Raw genomic sequence first — 16,065 nt, forward strand, 5'->3', positions numbered from 1 at the left:
ACCCCCTGTTGGGGGTGCCAGGTACCCCTTTACTCCTAGCAGGGCTTTTCCGCCCCCCTACGGGCGTAGTAGTACCAGTTCAGGAAGAGGTTTAGGGCGTAGAAGACCATGAGCCCGTAGAAGAAGGCCGTGAACCCCCCTGTGGCCTTCTGGGTGTAGGCGGCCAGGGTGGAGAAGATGAAAGGCCCATAGGCCGCCACCGCCGCCGTCCAGCCGATCACCCCCCCCGCCTGCCGTGGCGGGAAGATCATGGGCATCTGTTTGAAGGTGCTGGCGTTCCCCACCCCGCTGAAGAAAAAGACCAGAAGCATGGAGACCACGAACATCCCGAAGGAGTCCAAAGAGGTGGGCCGGGTGTAGAGGGTCACGAGGAGGGCGGAAAGGAAGATGCCGATGGCGGAAATATGGGTGACGATGGCCCCCCCAAAACGGTCGGCGAAGGGCCCCGCGATGACCCGGGCCAGGGAACCTACCAAAGGCCCCAAGAAGGCGTACTTCAAGGGATCGGGGGCTCCCTCAAACCGGCCGTAGACCTCGCGGATAAGAAGGGGAAAGATGGCGGAGAATCCCGAGAAGGAGCCGAAGGTCATGATGTACAGGCTGGTCATGATCCAGGTGTGCTTGTCCCGGAAAATGTCCAGCTGCTCCCGGAAGTTGGCCCGTACGGGGACGCTCCTTAAGTAGACCCAGGCAAGGAGGGCCCCAAGAAGGACAAAGGGGATCCAGACCGCGGTGGCGTTCTGGAGCCAGATGGGCTGGGATACCCCGGGCTTGGGGGTAAAGGTCTGCGGCCCCCCAAGGAGGGAGCCGAAGAGGGCGAAGCCGATGATCCAGGGGGTCACGAACTGGACCACAGACACGCCGAAGTTGCCGATCCCCGCCTGGAGGCCCAGGGCCGTCCCCTGGAGGCGCTTGGGAAAGAAGTAGCTGGTGGAAGGCATGAAGCCGGAAAAGTGCCCCCCGCCGATCCCGGCCAAAAAGGCCAGGAGGAGGAGGACCCAGTAGGGGGTGGATGGGTTCTGGACGGCGAAGGTCCAGCCCAAAAGGGGGATAAGGAGAAGCATGGCGGAGAAGGTCACCAGGTGCCTGGTACCCAGGATGGGGGGCAGGAAGGTCCAGATGATGCGCAGGGTACCCCCCGCCAGACCGGGCATAGCCGTGAGCCAGAAGAGCTGGGTAGAGTTCAGGTCAAACCCCACCTTGGGGAGGCGCACCACCAGAGCGCTCACCACGTACCAGGTGATGAAGGCCAGGGTGAGGTTGAAGGTGGTGATCCAGAGAGTGCGCCAGGCCAGGCGGGCATCCCAGCGCTGGGGATCCTCGGGGTTCCACTCGGAAAGCCAGGTGCCGCGGGTGGTCTTCAGCATGGGCGGTCTCCTTTGAACTCAAAGTTGTCCTTGAGGTGCTTGGCCTCCTGCTGCAAGAGCTGGATCACGGTAAGGTGCATCCAGAGGAAGGCCACGGCCGTGAGGGCAAAAAGTACGAAGAAGGTCATCTGGGGCAGGCCCGTCCAGGCCTGGGCATAGGCGAAGAGGGGCGGGAGGAAGAACCCCCCCAAAGCCCCCAGCATCCCCACCAGCCCCCCCACCGCCCCCACGTCCTGGGGGAAGTAGGTGGGGATGTGTTTGTACACCGCGGCCTTGCCGATGCCCATCCCCACGCCGATGAGGAAGACCAGGAGGGTGAAGAGCCAGACGTTCATGGTGAACTGCATGACCTCCTTGGTCCCCTGCTTGGTGTAGAGGACGATGTGCCCCTCGGGCATCATGAGCACGGCCGAAGAAAGAAGGATGACCCAGAAGGTCCAGTACATAACCCGCCGCGCCCCGAAGCGGTCCGAGAAATAACCCCCCACGGGCCTTAAGAGGCTTGCCGGAAAGATGAAGAGGGCCGTGAGGAGGGCCGCCTCGTGGAGGGGCAGTCCAAAGACGTCCACGTAGTACTTGGGGAGCCAGGCGGAGAGGGCCACGTAAGCTCCAAAGACCACCACGTAGTAGAGGCTGAAGCGCCAGACCCGGATGTAGCGGAGGGGCTTAAGCATCTCCAGGAAGGGACGGCCCTGGCCGGGCTTCTTGTCCTTCCTTGGCGTGCCAAACCAAAGGAGGAAGCCCATGAGCACCAGGAGGGCGGCGTACAGAAAAGGAATGAACCGCCACCCGCCGGGAATCAGCCCCCCCAAGTAGCCGGCGGGGGGGATGCTGGCGATGAGGGCCGGGCCGATGAACTTGGTGACGCTGGCCCCCACGTTGCCCGCCCCGAAGACCCCCAGGGCGAAGCCCTGCTGCTCCTTGGGGAACCAAGCGGAGTTCCAGGCAATGCCCACGCTGAAGGAGTTGCCGGCGAAGCCCACCAGGAAGGCGTAGAGGAGAAGCTCCTCGTAGCTGCCTGCCCGGGAGACCAAAAAGGCGGGGATGGCGGTGAAGAACAGCATGAGGGTGAAGACGAGCCGCCCGCCGTACCGGTCCGCCAGGATGCCCCCAAGAAGGCGCCAGATGGAACCGTTCAGGATGGCCACCGCGGAGATCCAGGAAAGCTGGACGTCCGAGAGGCCGAACTCCTTGCGGATGGGCACGCCCAGGACCCCGAACATGAGCCACACCGCAAACATCAAGGTGAAGGCCAGGGTGGAGAGGACGAGGACCCGGATGCGGGCGGGCCGTTCTTGCTCCAAAAGGCGGGGATCGGTGGTCATGGGTTCACCTCGCCAGCTTGCGGACCCAGATGACGATCTGCCATGGCCTCAGGAGATAGCCCAGGGGCACGGTGATGATGTGGACCAGCCGGGAGAAGGGGAAGAGGGCCAGGAGGAGCCAGAAGTTGAAGACGTGGAGCTTGGTCCAGGAGGGGAGGTCCTGGACGAGCTCGGGCCTGGGGTTAAAGGTGAGGACGGACCAGAGGTAGGGGGTCATGACCGCGGGGAACCAGTAGCTCCCGTAGCGGTAAAGGAGGGCGGTGAGGACCCCAGTGAGGATGGAGACGAAGAGGAGGACCAAGACGAGGTAGTCCATGGGGGTGGAGGCCGCCCGCACCCGGGCCACGGAAAGGCGCCGGGCGAAGAGGATGTAGACCCCAAGAAGGGCCCAAAGCCCCAGGCCGAGCCCGGTGATCTCCAGGAGGTAGAGCCTTAGGGGGACGCTATTCCAAAGGAGAAGCCCCTTGGGGAAGAGGAGGGCCAGAAGGTGGCCAAGGAGCACGATGACCAAGCCCCAGTGCATGGCCACGGAGCCGAAGAAGAGGCGCTTCTGCTCCAAAAGTTGGCTGGACTGGGCCGAAACCGAGAAGGGCCGGTAGACCATCCGGTAAGCGGTGACCACCACCGCCAAGGCCAGGGCCACGTAGGGGAAATAGGCGAAGAGGGCCAGATTCCAGTTCATCCTTCACCTCCTGACAAGCCCCGAAACCGCCTCGCTGGCCGCTTCCAGGAGGAGGAGGTAGGGGCTTTGGGCGTCCAGGGTCTTCAGGGTCTTGTGCATTTCCGCCAGGGCCTTGGGCAGGATCTCCAAGAGCTCGGGAAGGGGGCGCTTAGCCCGGGCCAGGTAGCGGAGGACGTTGGCCAGGTGGTCCGGGAGCTCGCTCCCCGGGTCCACCCCTTCCTCTGCGAAGGCCCGGATCAAGGCGGCGAGGAATTCCCCCCTTTGGTAGCTTTCCCCGTAAACCGCAAACCCCACGTAGGGGGCGGTGGTGGGGGTGAGATCCAGGGTGCGGGTGTAGAGCTCCTCCCATTCCCCCAAGGAGAGGTCCTCCACCTTGCGCAAGAACTGCTCCAGTTTCTGCTTGGGCTTGCCCCGGGGGCACTCTATCCAAAGCCGCCACAGGGTTTCCAAACGGCCCGGGAGGGGGTAGTCCAGGGCCAGGGCCAGGGCCTCCAGGAGCTTGTCCATACCCTCCCCCTACTCCCCCCTCTGGGGCGGCTGGATGTAGCCGAAGCCCACCTCGCCCTTGTGGGCCAGGGGGTCGTTCCAAACCTCCGCGGCCATCTCCCGGTGGTAGGGCGGGAGGACGAAGCGCTCCTCCACCGTGGGCAGGGTGGTGAGGCGGTAGATGGCCTCGGCCTCCCCCAGGGTGAGGCCGGCCTCCTCCAAGACCTTGAGGGCCCTTTCCGTCACCCGGCCCTCGAGGCTCTCCTGGCGCTTCAGGATGCGCACCGCCAGCATCTTCTTGAGGACGGGCAGGATGAGGGCCTCGTTCCCCGCGGCGAAGAGGTTGGCCAGGTAGCGGATGGGCAGGCGGGCCTTTTCCAGGTCGGCGAAGACCTCAAAGTCCAGGTCGGTCTCGGGCAGGTCCAGCCGCACCAGGGCCCCGTCCGGGCGGGGGGTCCTTAGGGCCTTCTCCAGGGTGGCCACCACCGGGGAGAGGGGCGGGACGTAGAACATCATGGCCAGGGTGCGGTACTCCGGGTGGAGGGGCAAGGCCAGGCGCCAGACCTTGACGAACTTGTAGATGGGGGAGTTCTGGGCGGCTTTGATCCAGCCGTCGTCCAGCCCCTCGGCCTTGGCGGCGGCGATGACCTCGGGATCAAAGGGGTCCAGGATGGCGGAAAGCTGGGCCTCCACCAGCTCTTCGTCCGGCACCATGGCCGCCTCGGGGATGCGGTCCGCATCGTAGAGGAGGACCCCCATGTAGCGGATGCGGCCCACGCAGGAGTGGGCGCAGGCGGGGGCTTGGCCGGTCTCGAGGCGGGGGAAGCAGAGGATGCACTTCTCGCTCTTCCCGGTGGCCCAGTTGTAGTAGACCTTCTTGTAGGGGCAGGCGGCCACGCACATCCGCCAGGCCTTGCACTTGTTCTCGTTGACCAGGACCACCCCGTCCTCCGCCCGCTTGTAGATGGCCCCGCTGGGGCAGGCGGCCACGCAGGCGGGGTTCAGGCAGTGGTTGCAGATGCGGGGAAGGTACTGGAAGACCACCCCTAGGGTCTCCTCCAACTGGGCCCGCACCTCGGGGTCCAAGCCCTTTAGGTTGGGGTCGTTCTTGGCGTACAGGGGGCTACCCGAGAGGTCGTCGTCCCAGTTGGGGCCGGCCTCCGGGGTCATGGGCTCCCCGGTGATCATGGAGATGGGGATGGCCGTGGGCTGGTCGTCCCCTTCTGGGCTGGTGAAGAGGTCGCTGTAGCGGAAGGTGAAGGGCTCGTAGTAGTCGTCCAGGCTGGGCAGGGCGGGGTTGAAGAAGAGGCGGGCGAGGGCCTGGGCCCGGCTGTGGAGGCGGAGGTCCAGACGGCCGTCCTTGTAGACCCACCCCCCTTGGAAGCGGCCCTGGTCCTCCCAGCCCGTGGGGTAGCCCGCCCCGGGGCGGGTTTCCACGTTGTTCCACCACATGTACTCCGCGCCCTTGCGGTCCGTCCAGAGGTTCTTGCAGGCGATGGAGCACGTGTGGCAGCCGATGCACTTGTCCAGGTGGAAGAGCATGGACATGTGGGCTCTAACCTTCATGGGCATCCCTCCTTACCACTCAGGGGCCTTCTCCAGCTTGCGCAGGTAGACCCAGGTGTCCCGGTTCACCCCCACGGGACCCCAGTAGTTGAAGGCGTAGGTGAACTGGGCGTAGCCGCCGGACATGAGCACGGGCTTGAGGCGGGCCCGGGTGATGGAGTTGTTCATCCCCGCCCGCTTGCCCCGCAAGGGGCTCTTGGGGATGCCCACCGTGCGCTCGGTGGCGTGGTAGACGAAGACCGTGCCCCGGGGGATGCGGCTGGAGACGATGGCCCGCTGGACGAAGACCCCGTTGTCGTTGAAGAGCTCCACCCAGTCGTTGTCCTGGATGCCAAGCTCGGCCGCGTCCTTATCGTTGAGCCAGACAGGGTACCCGCCCCGGGAAAGGGTCATCATGCGGTGGTTCTCGGAGTAGGTGGAGTGGATGGACCACTTCCCGTGGGGGGTGATGTAGTTCATGAGCTTGCCCTTAACTTCCTTGGAGGCGAGCTCGGTCTCCTGAAGCATGGCCACATCGGGCCGGGGCTTGTAGGTGGGCAGGTGCTCCCCGAAGCGGAGGTAGTTGGGGTGGTCCAGGTAGAAGTGTTGCCGGCCCGTGAGGGTGCGCCAGGGGATCAGGCGATCCACATTCAAGGTGTAGGGGCTATAGGCCCGGCCGTGGTTGATGATGGCGCTCCAGGTGGGGGTGGTGAGCTGGCGGCGGGGCTGGGCCACCAGGTCCTTGAAGGAGATGCGCGCGTGGCGGTTGCCCTCCGCCAGGTCGGTGAGCTTCACCCCGGTCTTCTTCTCCTCGTCCAGGAAGGCCCGGTAGGCCAGCTCCCCGTTGGACACGGGGTCCAGGAGGAGGATGGCCTCGGCCACCTGGCGGGCCTCCTCGAGGCTCGGCCGCTTCTCCCCGTCGTAGAGGCGGGGCTGCCTTTCCGCAAGCTCCCGGTAGAAGTCCTCCGCGGGGATGGTGAGGCCGTGCATGCCCACCCCGTTCTTCTCCACCCCAGGCCCCAAGGTGACGAACTTCTCATAGAGCTTGGTGTAGTCCCGCTCCACCACCCGGAACTTGGGCATGGTCTTGCCGGGGATGGGCTCCACCTCACCCTTCTTCCAGTCCCGGTCCTCGAGCTGGGCCAGCTCGTCCGGGGTGTCGTGCTGGAGGGGGACCATCACCAGGTCCTTCACCGGGTAGGGCAGGTGGACCCGGGCCAGCTCGGAGACCTTCTTGGCGATGGCCTTGAAGATCTCCCAGTCGGGCTTGGACTCCCAGGTGGGGGGCACCGCGGCCTGCATGGGGTTGATGAAGGTGTGGAGATCGGTGGTGTTGAGGTCGTCCTTCTCGTACCAGGTGGCGGCGGGCAGAACGATATCGGAGTAGAGGGCGCTGGTGTCCATGCGGAAGTTGAGGTCCACCACCAGGTCCAGCTTCCCCTCGGGGGCGGGCTTGCGGTAGACCACCTCCTTCACGTGCCCTTCGGCCTTTTCCTCGGCGATGGTGTTGGTGTGGGTGCCCAGGTAGTGCTTGAGGAAGTACTCGTGCCCCTTGGCGCTGGTGCCGATGGCGTTCCCCCGCCAGATGAACCAGACCCGGGGCCAGTTCTCGGGGGCGTCGGGGTCTTCCACCGCAAACCTGAGCTCACCCCGCTTTAGGGCCTCCACCACATACTGGACGATCTCGGCCTCGGTCTTGGCCCCCTTGGCCTCGGCCTCCCGCATCACCTCCAGGGGGCTTTTGTTGAACTGGGGGAAGAAGGGGAGCCACCCCTTGCGCACCGCCCGCACCTGGTGGTCAATGGTGTGGTCGGAAAGGGGTTCCGCCGTCTTGTCGTAGGCGGAAAAGCCCCGCTCGTAGCGCCACTGGTCGGAGTGGACGTAGTGGAAGGAGGGGGTGTTCTGCTGTCTCGGAGGGTAGCCCCAGTCCGCGGCGAAGGCGATGGGGCCCCAGGAGGCCTGGTTGGCCAGCTTTTCCTGCCCCACGTAGTGGGCCAGGCCCCCGCCGTTCACCCCCACGCTCCCCGTGAGCATGAGGGCCACGATGCCCGCCCGGTACATGAGGTTGTTGTGGTACCAGTGGTTGACCCCCGCCCCAATGATGATGAGGTTCTTGCCCCCCGTCTTGGCCCCGTTCTCGGCCCAGGCCCGAGCGTAGCGGATGAGGGTGTCCCGGTGGATCCCGGTCCACTTCTCCTGCCAAAGAGGGGTGTAGGGGAGGTCGTCCTCGTAGCCCTGGGGGTAGTCCCCGGGCAGACCCCGGCCCACACCGAACTGGGCCATGAGGAGGTCAAAGACCGTGGCCACCGCCACCCGCTTCCCCTCCTTGGTGGTGACGTACTTCACGGGCACACCCCGCCTAAGCTTTCGGTCACCCGCGAAGTCGTCAAACTCCACCAAAAGGACCTCGTCCTCGGCCCCCATCAGGGTGAGACGGGGGTTTAAGGGTTCCCCGGTCCTGGGGTCTTCCAGCTTCAGGTTCCACTTCCCCTTCTCCTTGGCCCAGCGGAAGCCCAAGGTACCGCCCGGCATCCGGGGACCCTTCTCCTCGTCCCAGAGGAGGAGCTTGAAGGCGCCGTTCTCCTCCTCGGCGTAGGCCGCAAGCCGGTCCGCCCGCAGGTAGCGCCCCGGGCGGCCCCCCTGGATCTCAATCAGGAAGGGGGCATCGGTGTAGCGCTTGAGGTAGTCCTGGAAGTAGGGCACCCCCCGGTCCGCGTAGTACTCCTGGAGGATCACGTGGTTCACCGCCATCCAGAAGGCCCCGTCCTGGCCAGGGTGGATGGGGATCCACCAGTCCGCGTACTTGGATACCTGGGCGAAGTCGGGGCTGAAGACGGTGAGCTTGGCCCCCGCGTGCCGCACCTCGGCGATGAAGTGGGTATCGGGGGTGCGGGTCATGTTGAGGTTGGAACCCATGACCGCGATGAAACGGGCGTTGTACCAGTCCGCAGACTCGTGGACATCGGTCTGCTCGCCCCAGATCTCGGGGGAGGCGTTGGGGAGGTCGCAGTACCAGTCGTAGAAGCTCATGGGAACCCCCCCGAGGAGGGAGAGGAAGCGGCTTCCTGCGGCGTAGGAGATCTGGCTCATGGCGGGGATGGGCGAGAAGCCGATGACCCGGTCGGGACCGTGGCGGCGCACGGTGGAGACGATGGCGGCGGCGATGAGCTCCAGGACCTCCTCCCAGGAGGCGCGGCGGAAGCCCCCCTTACCCCGGGCCTTCTGGTAGCGCTTGCGCTTGTGGGGGTCAGCCTGGATGGACTCCCAGGCGGCCACGGGATCGGGGTGGGCCTTCTTAGCCTCCCGCCAGAGGTCCAGAAGAACCCCCTTGGCGTAGGGGTACTTCACCCGGATGGGGCTATAAAGGTACCAGCTGAAGCTGATGCCCCTCTGGCACCCCCGGGGCTCGTAGGGGGGCAGGCCGGCCTCGAGGCTGGGGTAGTCCGTGGCCTGGAGCTCCCAGGTCACCACCCCGTCCTTGACGAAGACCTCCCAGGAGCAGGAGCCGGTGCAGTTCACCCCGTGGGTGGTCCGCACCCGTTTGTCGTGCTGGAAGCGGTTGCGATAAAACTCCTCCCACTTGCGTTCCGCTGGGTTTTCTATCTCCTTGATCCAATCCTGCATGGCTACCTCCTGAGCTCTTTACGGACGCGCTCGGCAAGGCTTTGGGGGCGGAGCTGCCAAAGGGCGGCCTGGTAGAGGAGGAAGACCCCAAAAAGGACCAGGCCGGCCACCAGGAAGCGGCCGAGGTAGCGGGAAGGGGGCCTCGGCGCCTCCTCCGAAACCTGGACCAAAAAGGCCGCCAGGGCGCTGGCTTCAGCCTCGGTGAGGGGCTTCCCCTGGTAAGCGGCCCGCATCACCGGGAAGGCGGGGTTTTGCAAAAGGGCGGCCAGGCCCGCCTCGCCCCCCAAGCGCTTGGCCGCGTCCGTGAGGTCCTTCCCCATGGACCCTCCACCCCAAAAGCCCAACCCGGCCACGGTGTGGCAGGCCTGGCAGGGGGCTCCCCCGTTCTGGAGGGCCTTCTGCCCCAGGTAAAGAGCCCGGCCCAGGGCGGGGTCCCCGGCCACCTGGGGCTTGGGGGCGGCCTCCTTGGGGGCCTCCCCCAGGCCCGCCAGGTACTGGGCGATGGCCCGGGCCTCCGCTTCGGACACCTGGGGCAGAGGGGGCATGGTCCCGTTGTAGGCCACCCCGTTCACCTCCAGGGGCCCCGAGATCCCCCCCCGCACCACCCTGACCACATAGGCCTCGTCCCGGACCCTGGGGTTCCCGGCCAGGGGCGGGATGGCCCCGGGAACCCCCTGCCCCGTGGGCCCGTGGCAGGCGGCGCACTGCCTCTCGTAAAGCGCCTTGCCGTCCTGGGCTAGGCCCACCCCCAGGAGGAAGGCCAGGGCGATAAGGGCTCGCTTCATCCTCACCTCCGCCTTCCAGGGTGAAGGGGAGGCCTTGCGCGGGCTGGCAGCGGTTGGGACATTTGTCCTACCGGAAAGGTCTAGGCTGGGGGCAGATGGAGCCCCTGGCCCGCCTCCGCCTGGACCCCAGGGGCCTGGCCACCGTCCTGCACGCCGACCCCAGCCTGGGCTTGGAAGGGTCCGATGTCCCCTGCCCCCTTCTGGTGGAGGGCACGGACCCCTTTGGCCGGCCCCTCTGCACCCGCTGCCCGGTGCTCCGGGAGCTCCGGCGGGGGGCCTACCGGGCCAGCACCCCCCTGGTTCGTCAGGGGCGCCGGCTTAGGTGCCAGGGCTACCGGGAAGGCGAGGGGTTCTTGGTGGAGCTCTTCCCGGAAAAGGGGGCACCCCCGGACCTCCTCTTGGAGCTCTCGCGGCTGGCCCAGCACCTCCTGAGGCACCCCGAGGAGTTCCCCAAGAACCTCGAGGCCTTCCTGGGGGTCCTAAGGCAAGGCCTCTCCATGGAGGCGGCGGAGCTTTTCCTTGCCGACCCCGAGGGGCACCACCTCATCCTCACCGCCTACGAGGGGCTGCACCGCGAGGCCTTCCTGGAAAAGCCCTGGTTCCAGCTGGGGGAGGGCTACCCGGGCATCGTGGCCCTGAAGCGCGAGCCCCTCTTCACCCACGCTTTGGTGGAGGACAGCCGCTACCTCCGGAAGAAGGTGAAGGCCCTGGGCTACCAGACCTACATCTGCTACCCCCTGGAGCTTCCCCACGGCCTCATCGGGGTCCTGAACCTGGCCTCCCGCGACCCCGGGGTGCGCCACGAGGAGGTCCTGGAAGCCCTGGAGCGGATCGGCCCCCTCCTGGCCAGCGCCCTTTACACCCTCCTTACCCGCCTGGGGGAGGAAGGGCTCAAGGCCGCCACCCGCCTCCTCCACCGGGGGGTGCCCGCGGAAGGCCTTAAGGCCCTTCTGGAGGGAGTCCGCCGCCTGAGCGGGGCCACAGGGGTACGGCTGGTCCCCCGGGAGGGCCCCCCGCTGAGCCTGGGGCCCGTACCTCCATGCGAGATGAAGGATTGCCCCGCCTGGCGGGGGAACATCGTGGGCCTCAAGAACGGCCTCCCCGACTGCCCAGAAGCCGAGGGGCGGCCCCGGATCTGCCTGCCCCTTTGGGCCTGGGGGGAGGTGGTGGCGGTGGAAACCCTCTTCCACGCCCGGCCCCCCAAGCCCCCCACTGGGCCCGCGGCCTTTGCCCTTTGGCTCCAGCGCCTGGCCGCCCCCCTCCTTTTCCCCGAAAAGTCCAAGGAAAGCCGCCTCGAGGTCCACGCCCTGGGGGGTTTCCGCGTCCTCTACCAGGGGCGGGAGCTGAGGCCCGAGGACTTTGGCCGGCGGAGCGCTTGGCGGCTTTTAAAGCTCCTCCTCGCCAACAAGGACCGGGCCCTCTTCGCGGACGAGCTGGCGGAAAGCCTCTTCCCGGACCTCCCCCCGGGAAGGGCAAGGCAGGAGCTCTACACCGCGGTCTACCATCTGCGCAAGACCCTGCCGGGCATCGTGGAGCGGGAAGGGGAGTACTACCGCCTCCACCTGCCCGAGCCCCACTACCTGGACTTCGCCCACTTTGAGGCCCTGATGCGAAAGGCGGACCTGGAGGACGGGCTTTCCGCCTTCAAAACCCTGAGGGAGGCCTTGGAGCTCTACAGGGGCCCCCTCTTTGGGGACGACCCCTATGGGGAGTGGGCAGAGGCGGAGCGGGCTTACCTGCAGGAGCGGGCCCTTTACGGCCTCCTCCGCCTGGGGGAGATAGCCGAAACCCTGGGGTACAAGGGGGTGGCCCGGGAGGCCTACGCCCGCGCCCTCAAGCTGGAGCCCCTCTTTGAGGAGGCCCAGGCCCGCCTGGAAGCTTTACGCTAAGGGGTATGGACCCGAAGGGCGCCTTGTTCCAGGTCCCCCTCTTCCGGGAACTGCCCGCCGAGGACCTAAGAACCCTCGCGGGAGTAGCCAGGGTGCGGAGGCTTTCCAAGGGGGAGCCCCTCTTCCTGGAAGGCGACCCCGTGACCCACCTCTACGCCGTCCTAAAGGGGCTCATCAAGGTCTACAAGCTGGACCCCGAGGGGCGGAAGCAGGTGGTGCTCCACCTGGAGGGCCCCTATCGGGTCCTGGCGGAGGTGGCCCTCTTCCTGGAGCGCCCCACCTACCCCGCAAGCGCCGAGGCCCTGGAGGAAAGCCAGGTCCTGGCCATCCCCAAGGAGGTCTTCTTCGGCCTCCTGGAGACCAGCCCTCCCCTGGCCCGGGCCCTCCTCCGCTACCTGGCCCGGCGCCAGGGGCAGCTCCTCCACCTCCTGGACCGGCTGGTCTTCCACGAGGTGGGGGAAAGGCTTGCCGAGTACCTCCTGGCCCGCCTCGAGGCCGAGGGGCAGGGGTTTACCCTTCCCACCAACCCCGAGCTCGCCGCCCTTCTCGGCACCGTTCCCGAGGCCGTCTCCCGCAACCTGGGCCGCCTTTACCGGGAGGGGCTTATCCGCCTTTCGGGCCGCCGGGTGGAGATCCCCGACCCCCAGGCCCTAAGGGGGCGGATCCGCGAATGAGTACTGCTTTTATCTACCAAAACCCGACTCATTTACTTGACTTTACCTAAGACCCCTCGGTAGCCTGGGGGCGAGGAGGTTCGCAATGGCCACCCTAGCCCACCTGCCTCCAGGCCGTCCGGCCCGCGTCCTAAAGGTTCCCCCGGAACACCGAAGATTGCTTGCCCTGGGGGTGCGCCCCGGCATCCTGGTGGAGGTCCTCCTCCAGGCCCCCCTGGGCGACCCCCTGGAGGTGCGGGCGGGGGAAACCCTGCTCCTTCTCAGGCGAAGGGAGGCCCACGCCATCCTGGTGGAACCCCTGGAGGAGTGATGGCCTGCCCCCGGTGCGCCTCCCCTACCCCCGTCCTCACCAAAGACGAGCGCTGGGCCCTGGTGGGCAACCCCAACACGGGCAAGTCCTCCCTCATCAACGCCCTCTCAGGGAGTCGATTGGAGGTGGGCAACTGGCCGGGGACCACCCTGGAAAGGCTTTCGGCCAATCTCCTCCTGGAAGGGCGACGGGTGGAGCTCGTGGACCTGCCCGGCACCTACAGCCTCCTGCCCACCTCTCCCGAGGAAGCCCTGGTCCTCCGCGAGCTCCTGGAAAACCCCCCCGACCGGGTGGTGGCCGTGCTGGACGCGGGCAACCTGGAAAGGAGCCTGGTCCTGGTCCTGGAGCTCATGGAGCTGGGCCTGCCCCTGGCCCTGGTGGTCAACCTCCTGGACGAGGCCGAGGCCAAGGGGCTGAAGGTGGACCTCCCGGCCTTGGAGGAGGCCTTAGGCCTTCCCGTGGCCGGGGCGGTGGCCAGCCGGGGCCGGGTGGAAGGGGTGCTGGACAAGATCCTGGAGGCCCGCCTTCCCCCACCCCCTCTCCCCTACCCCGCCCCCCTGGAGGAGGCCCTGCAGGCCCTGGAGGGGCCCGTACCCCGGGGCGTGGCCCTCTTGGCCCTTCTGGGAGAAGAGGTGCCCTTACCTAAGGGGGCAAAGGGGAAGGCTGCCCAGTGGCGCCAGGCCCTTTTGGAACAGGGGCTTGACCCCTACCTCCTGGCCCTGGAAGGGCGTTACCGGAAGGCCCAAGCGATCGCCGCCCGGGTTCTAAAGCGGGTGGGCCGCCCTTCCGGGTTCACGGAGCGGCTGGACCGGCTGGTCCTCCACCCCCTTTTGGGGCTTCCCCTTTTCCTCCTGGCCCTCTTCATGGCCTTCCGCTTCACCTTCGCCCTCTCCACCCCCTGGGTGGACCTCCTGGGCCAGATCCAGGAGGTCGCGGCCCGCTGGGTATGGGGCCTCCCCCTCCCTGGCCTCCTCCGCTCCTTCCTGGGGGAAGGCGTGGTGGGTGGGGTGGGGACGGTCTTGGCCTTCACCCCGGTGCTCTTCCTCCTCTACCTGGCCCTGGCTTTCTTGGAAACCTCCGGGTTTATGGCCCGGATGGCCTTCGTGGCCGACCGCCTGATGCAGGCCCTAAGGCTTCCTGGGCAGGCCTTCATCCCCCTGGTGCTGGGGTTTGGGTGCAACGTACCCGCAGTGTACGCCACCCGGGCCCTACGCCACCCCTTAGACCGGCTCCGGGTAGCCCTGGCCATTCCCTTCCTGGCCTGTTCGGCCCGGCTCCCCGTCTTCGGCCTGTTCGCCTTCGCCTTTTTCCGGGAAAACGCGGCTTTGGTGGTCTTTGGCCTCTATCTGCTTGGGCTTGGGGCGGCGCTCCTCACCGCCTTTCTTCTGGGGCGCCTTCTCCCTGGGGGCGGTGAAGAGGGGGCCATGGAGCTTCCCCCCTACCGCTTCCCGCCCGGGCGCCTCCTCCTCCGCTTAAGCTGGGGCAGGACCTTAAGCTTCATCCAGGGGGCGGGCGGACCCATCCTCCTTGCGGTGGTGGCGGTCTGGGCCCTCCTCCACCTTCCGGGCCACCCCTACGAGGCCCTGGCGCGGGGGCTGGTTCCCCTGTTTGCCCCTTTGGGCGTGGGGGACTGGCGGCTGGTGGGGCCCTCCATCCCGGGGTTTGTGGCCAAGGAGGTGGTGGTGGGCACCCTGGGGGTGAGCCTCCTGGGCGGGGGGACCCTGGACCCCTTGGGGCTTGGGGAGGGGCTCAAGGCCCTGGGCCAAGGGGTGGTGCAAGCCCTTTGGGGAACCCTAAAGGGGCTTGGAGGTCTCCTGGCCCCGCCCAGCCTGGCCCTCGAGACCCCTCCCACCCCCCTGCAGGCGGCCCTCCCAAAGGTGGTGGGCCCCCAGGGGGCTATGGCTTACCTGGTCTTCGTCCTCCTCTACACCCCTTGCGTGGCCACCCTCACGGCCCTCAGGCAGGTGGTGGGGCCGAGGTGGGCGGCCTTTGCGGTGGCCTACCAGCTCCTCTTGGCCTACCTCCTGGCCTTCCTGGCTTCCCGGATATGGTAGTAAAGGCCCTGGAACTCCTCGCCACCCCCAAGACGCCCCGCGCCCTGGCCCAGGCCCTAGGCCTCAGCGAGGCCAGCGCCCTTCTCCTCCTTCAGCAGCTGGAAAGGCGGGGATACGTGGAGGCCCTGGCCTGCGGAGGGGGGTGCGGGCGCTGCGCCTTCCGCAATGGTTGCTTGAAGGAGGAAAGCCTCCATTACGTCCGGAGGGCGGGTGTACCCTAAAGGCATGGTCCGCCTGCGCCAACCCCTTCCCCCCTACACCCTGGTCGGGCCTGGGGGCGAAAGGGTCTACCTCCCCGACCTAAAGGGGAAGCCCCTGGTCCTGGTAAGGGACCGGGCCCTGGCCGAGGCCCTGGCCCAGGAGGCCCTCGAGGCCCAGGCCTTCCTCCTCGTGCAGGAAGCGGGGCCAAGCCCCCTCCCCCTTCTCCTGGACCCTGAGGGCAAGCTCCTCCAGGCCATCCCCCCTGGGGGTGTTCTGGTGGCCGACCCCTTTCTGGAGGTCTACCACCTAGGCCCGGTGGCGGGGGCGGAGGCGGTGAGGGCCTGGCTTGCCTTTCTGGAAGCCCAATGCCCGGAGTGCGTGGTGCCCGAGGGCGAATGGGCCTAGAACCTGAGTCATGGCCTCCTTAGAGGAGGCTAGTCTAAAAGGAGGTGGTGATGAAAGAGCGCTTCTTCGGTAAAGCCTTGATCCGCCCCGGCGGGCGGGCCGAGGTGCTGGAGTGGTCGGGGGAAGGAACGCTGGAGGTGGCCCAAAGCGAGGACGCCCTCCTGGCCTGCCTCCAGGGGGAGATCAGCCTGGCCCGCTGGGGCAAGGGGTTCCGCCTCGAGGCGGGGGAGGTGGTCCGCCTGCGGCCGGGCAGCTACGCCCTCACGGGCCAGGGGCGGCTTTTCCTGGTGCGCTTCGGCCTCTCCCCCGAGGCCCTCTCCGGGGACCACGAGGCTCTTTTGGCGCTCCTTGAGGCCCTGCCCGCCAAAGAGGCCGCGGAGGCCCTGGCCCGGCTCTTTGAGGCCCACGCGGCCAAGGAGGAAGCCCTCTTCTACCCCCTCCTCTCCCCCGGGGCAGCCCGGGAGCGGGCGCTGGAGCACAAGCTCCTTAGGGAACTCATCGCCGAGCTCCTCAAAGCGGTTAAGGAGGGGCGGGAAACCACGGGCATCGTGGCCCGGCTGAAAGGGGCCATGGAGGCCCACATGGAGGCGGAGCTAGGGTAGGGCCCGCACAAGACCGTCTTCCTGAGAAAGCCCCTCCCCCAGGAGCACCCGTACCCCCGGCTCCCGGAAAAGGTAAGTGTAGCCCCAGTTTAAGAAAACCAGGAGGCGGTTGCGGA

General features: G+C 67.1%; 14 protein-coding genes. 7 read left to right on the forward strand and 7 right to left on the reverse strand.

Annotated elements, in window-relative coordinates; genetic code table 11:
• Positions 1 to 35 precede the first annotated feature (35 nt).
• From WKI94_RS04960 to WKI94_RS04990, 7 genes are read right to left on the reverse strand one after another with little or no spacing between them, the layout of a single operon-like run.
• Positions 36 to 1,367, reverse strand: coding sequence for an MFS transporter (locus tag WKI94_RS04960; protein WP_337844669.1), 1,332 nt, complete (start codon positions 1,365 to 1,367; stop codon positions 36 to 38).
• On the reverse strand, positions 1,361 to 2,692 hold the full coding sequence (locus WKI94_RS04965; protein ID WP_337844670.1) for a nitrate/nitrite transporter: 1,332 nt from the start codon (positions 2,690 to 2,692) through the stop codon (positions 1,361 to 1,363). Before WKI94_RS04965 ends, WKI94_RS04960 begins: the two co-directional genes overlap by 7 nt.
• 4 nt (positions 2,693 to 2,696) lie before the next feature.
• Complete coding sequence (gene narI / locus WKI94_RS04970) at positions 2,697 to 3,374, reverse strand: respiratory nitrate reductase subunit gamma (protein WP_337844671.1); 678 nt, start codon at positions 3,372 to 3,374, stop codon at positions 2,697 to 2,699.
• Positions 3,375 to 3,377: 3 nt separating this feature from the next.
• A complete protein-coding gene (locus tag WKI94_RS04975; RefSeq protein ID WP_337844672.1) occupies positions 3,378 to 3,881 on the reverse strand; it encodes a molecular chaperone TorD family protein in 504 nt (167 codons plus the stop codon).
• A gap of 9 nt (positions 3,882 to 3,890) precedes the next feature.
• Complete coding sequence (gene narH / locus WKI94_RS04980; protein WP_337844673.1) at positions 3,891 to 5,426, reverse strand: nitrate reductase subunit beta; 1,536 nt, start codon at positions 5,424 to 5,426, stop codon at positions 3,891 to 3,893.
• A gap of 12 nt (positions 5,427 to 5,438) precedes the next feature.
• Complete coding sequence (locus tag WKI94_RS04985) at positions 5,439 to 9,029, reverse strand: nitrate reductase subunit alpha (RefSeq protein WP_337844674.1); 3,591 nt, start codon at positions 9,027 to 9,029, stop codon at positions 5,439 to 5,441.
• 2 nt (positions 9,030 to 9,031) lie between these two features.
• The gene (locus tag WKI94_RS04990) at positions 9,032 to 9,814 is read right to left on the reverse strand and encodes a c-type cytochrome (protein ID WP_337844675.1); all 783 of its coding nucleotides are present in this window, start codon (positions 9,812 to 9,814) and stop codon (positions 9,032 to 9,034) included.
• Between the two features lie 95 nt (positions 9,815 to 9,909).
• Between WKI94_RS04990 and WKI94_RS04995 the strand changes: the two genes are divergently transcribed.
• From WKI94_RS04995 to WKI94_RS05025, 7 genes are all read left to right on the forward strand, one after another.
• Positions 9,910 to 11,703, forward strand: coding sequence for a GAF domain-containing protein (locus WKI94_RS04995; protein WP_337844676.1), 1,794 nt, complete (start codon positions 9,910 to 9,912; stop codon positions 11,701 to 11,703).
• Positions 11,704 to 11,708: 5 nt separating this feature from the next.
• Positions 11,709 to 12,377: a Crp/Fnr family transcriptional regulator gene (locus tag WKI94_RS05000; RefSeq protein ID WP_337844677.1), complete on the forward strand. Its 669-nt coding sequence runs from the start codon at positions 11,709 to 11,711 to the stop codon at positions 12,375 to 12,377.
• 85 nt (positions 12,378 to 12,462) lie between these two features.
• Positions 12,463 to 12,687, forward strand: coding sequence for a FeoA family protein (locus tag WKI94_RS05005; RefSeq protein WP_337844678.1), 225 nt, complete (start codon positions 12,463 to 12,465; stop codon positions 12,685 to 12,687).
• Positions 12,687 to 14,741 carry a ferrous iron transport protein B gene (gene feoB, locus WKI94_RS05010; RefSeq protein WP_337844679.1) on the forward strand — a complete coding sequence of 685 codons (2,055 nt, stop codon included), beginning with the start codon at positions 12,687 to 12,689 and terminating at the stop codon, positions 14,739 to 14,741. Before WKI94_RS05005 ends, feoB begins: the two co-directional genes overlap by 1 nt.
• Positions 14,735 to 14,962 (forward strand): helix-turn-helix domain-containing protein, encoded by a 228-nt coding sequence (locus WKI94_RS05015; RefSeq protein ID WP_337844680.1) that lies wholly within the window; start codon positions 14,735 to 14,737, stop codon positions 14,960 to 14,962. The genes feoB and WKI94_RS05015 overlap by 7 nt, the downstream gene beginning before the upstream one ends.
• Before the next feature lie 4 nt (positions 14,963 to 14,966).
• Positions 14,967 to 15,347, forward strand: coding sequence for a hypothetical protein (locus WKI94_RS05020; RefSeq protein WP_337844681.1), 381 nt, complete (start codon positions 14,967 to 14,969; stop codon positions 15,345 to 15,347).
• Positions 15,348 to 15,397: 50 nt separating this feature from the next.
• Positions 15,398 to 15,949 carry a hemerythrin domain-containing protein gene (locus WKI94_RS05025; protein WP_337844682.1) on the forward strand — a complete coding sequence of 184 codons (552 nt, stop codon included), beginning with the start codon at positions 15,398 to 15,400 and terminating at the stop codon, positions 15,947 to 15,949.
• Positions 15,950 to 16,065: the final 116 nt, after the last annotated feature.

The sequence above is a fragment of the Thermus sp. genome, assembly GCF_037444525.1.
Classification (GTDB): domain Bacteria; phylum Deinococcota; class Deinococci; order Deinococcales; family Thermaceae; genus Thermus.

What these genes read in the sequence shown, in the direction of transcription:
- WKI94_RS04960 (WP_337844669.1), bottom strand. Translation starts at nt 1,367, where the DNA reads ATGCTGAAGACCACCCGCGGCACCTGGCTTTCCGAGTGGAACCCCGAG.
- WKI94_RS04965 (WP_337844670.1), bottom strand. Translation starts at nt 2,692, where the DNA reads ATGACCACCGATCCCCGCCTTTTGGAGCAAGAACGGCCCGCCCGCATC.
- narI (WP_337844671.1), bottom strand. Translation starts at nt 3,374, where the DNA reads ATGAACTGGAATCTGGCCCTCTTCGCCTATTTCCCCTACGTGGCCCTG.
- WKI94_RS04975 (WP_337844672.1), bottom strand. Translation starts at nt 3,881, where the DNA reads ATGGACAAGCTCCTGGAGGCCCTGGCCCTGGCCCTGGACTACCCCCTC.
- narH (WP_337844673.1), bottom strand. Translation starts at nt 5,426, where the DNA reads ATGAAGGTTAGAGCCCACATGTCCATGCTCTTCCACCTGGACAAGTGC.
- WKI94_RS04985 (WP_337844674.1), bottom strand. Translation starts at nt 9,029, where the DNA reads ATGCAGGATTGGATCAAGGAGATAGAAAACCCAGCGGAACGCAAGTGG.
- WKI94_RS04990 (WP_337844675.1), bottom strand. Translation starts at nt 9,814, where the DNA reads ATGAAGCGAGCCCTTATCGCCCTGGCCTTCCTCCTGGGGGTGGGCCTA.
- WKI94_RS04995 (WP_337844676.1), top strand. Translation starts at nt 9,910, where the DNA reads ATGGAGCCCCTGGCCCGCCTCCGCCTGGACCCCAGGGGCCTGGCCACC.
- WKI94_RS05000 (WP_337844677.1), top strand. Translation starts at nt 11,709, where the DNA reads ATGGACCCGAAGGGCGCCTTGTTCCAGGTCCCCCTCTTCCGGGAACTG.
- WKI94_RS05005 (WP_337844678.1), top strand. Translation starts at nt 12,463, where the DNA reads ATGGCCACCCTAGCCCACCTGCCTCCAGGCCGTCCGGCCCGCGTCCTA.
- feoB (WP_337844679.1), top strand. Translation starts at nt 12,687, where the DNA reads ATGGCCTGCCCCCGGTGCGCCTCCCCTACCCCCGTCCTCACCAAAGAC.
- WKI94_RS05015 (WP_337844680.1), top strand. Translation starts at nt 14,735, where the DNA reads ATGGTAGTAAAGGCCCTGGAACTCCTCGCCACCCCCAAGACGCCCCGC.
- WKI94_RS05020 (WP_337844681.1), top strand. Translation starts at nt 14,967, where the DNA reads ATGGTCCGCCTGCGCCAACCCCTTCCCCCCTACACCCTGGTCGGGCCT.
- WKI94_RS05025 (WP_337844682.1), top strand. Translation starts at nt 15,398, where the DNA reads ATGAAAGAGCGCTTCTTCGGTAAAGCCTTGATCCGCCCCGGCGGGCGG.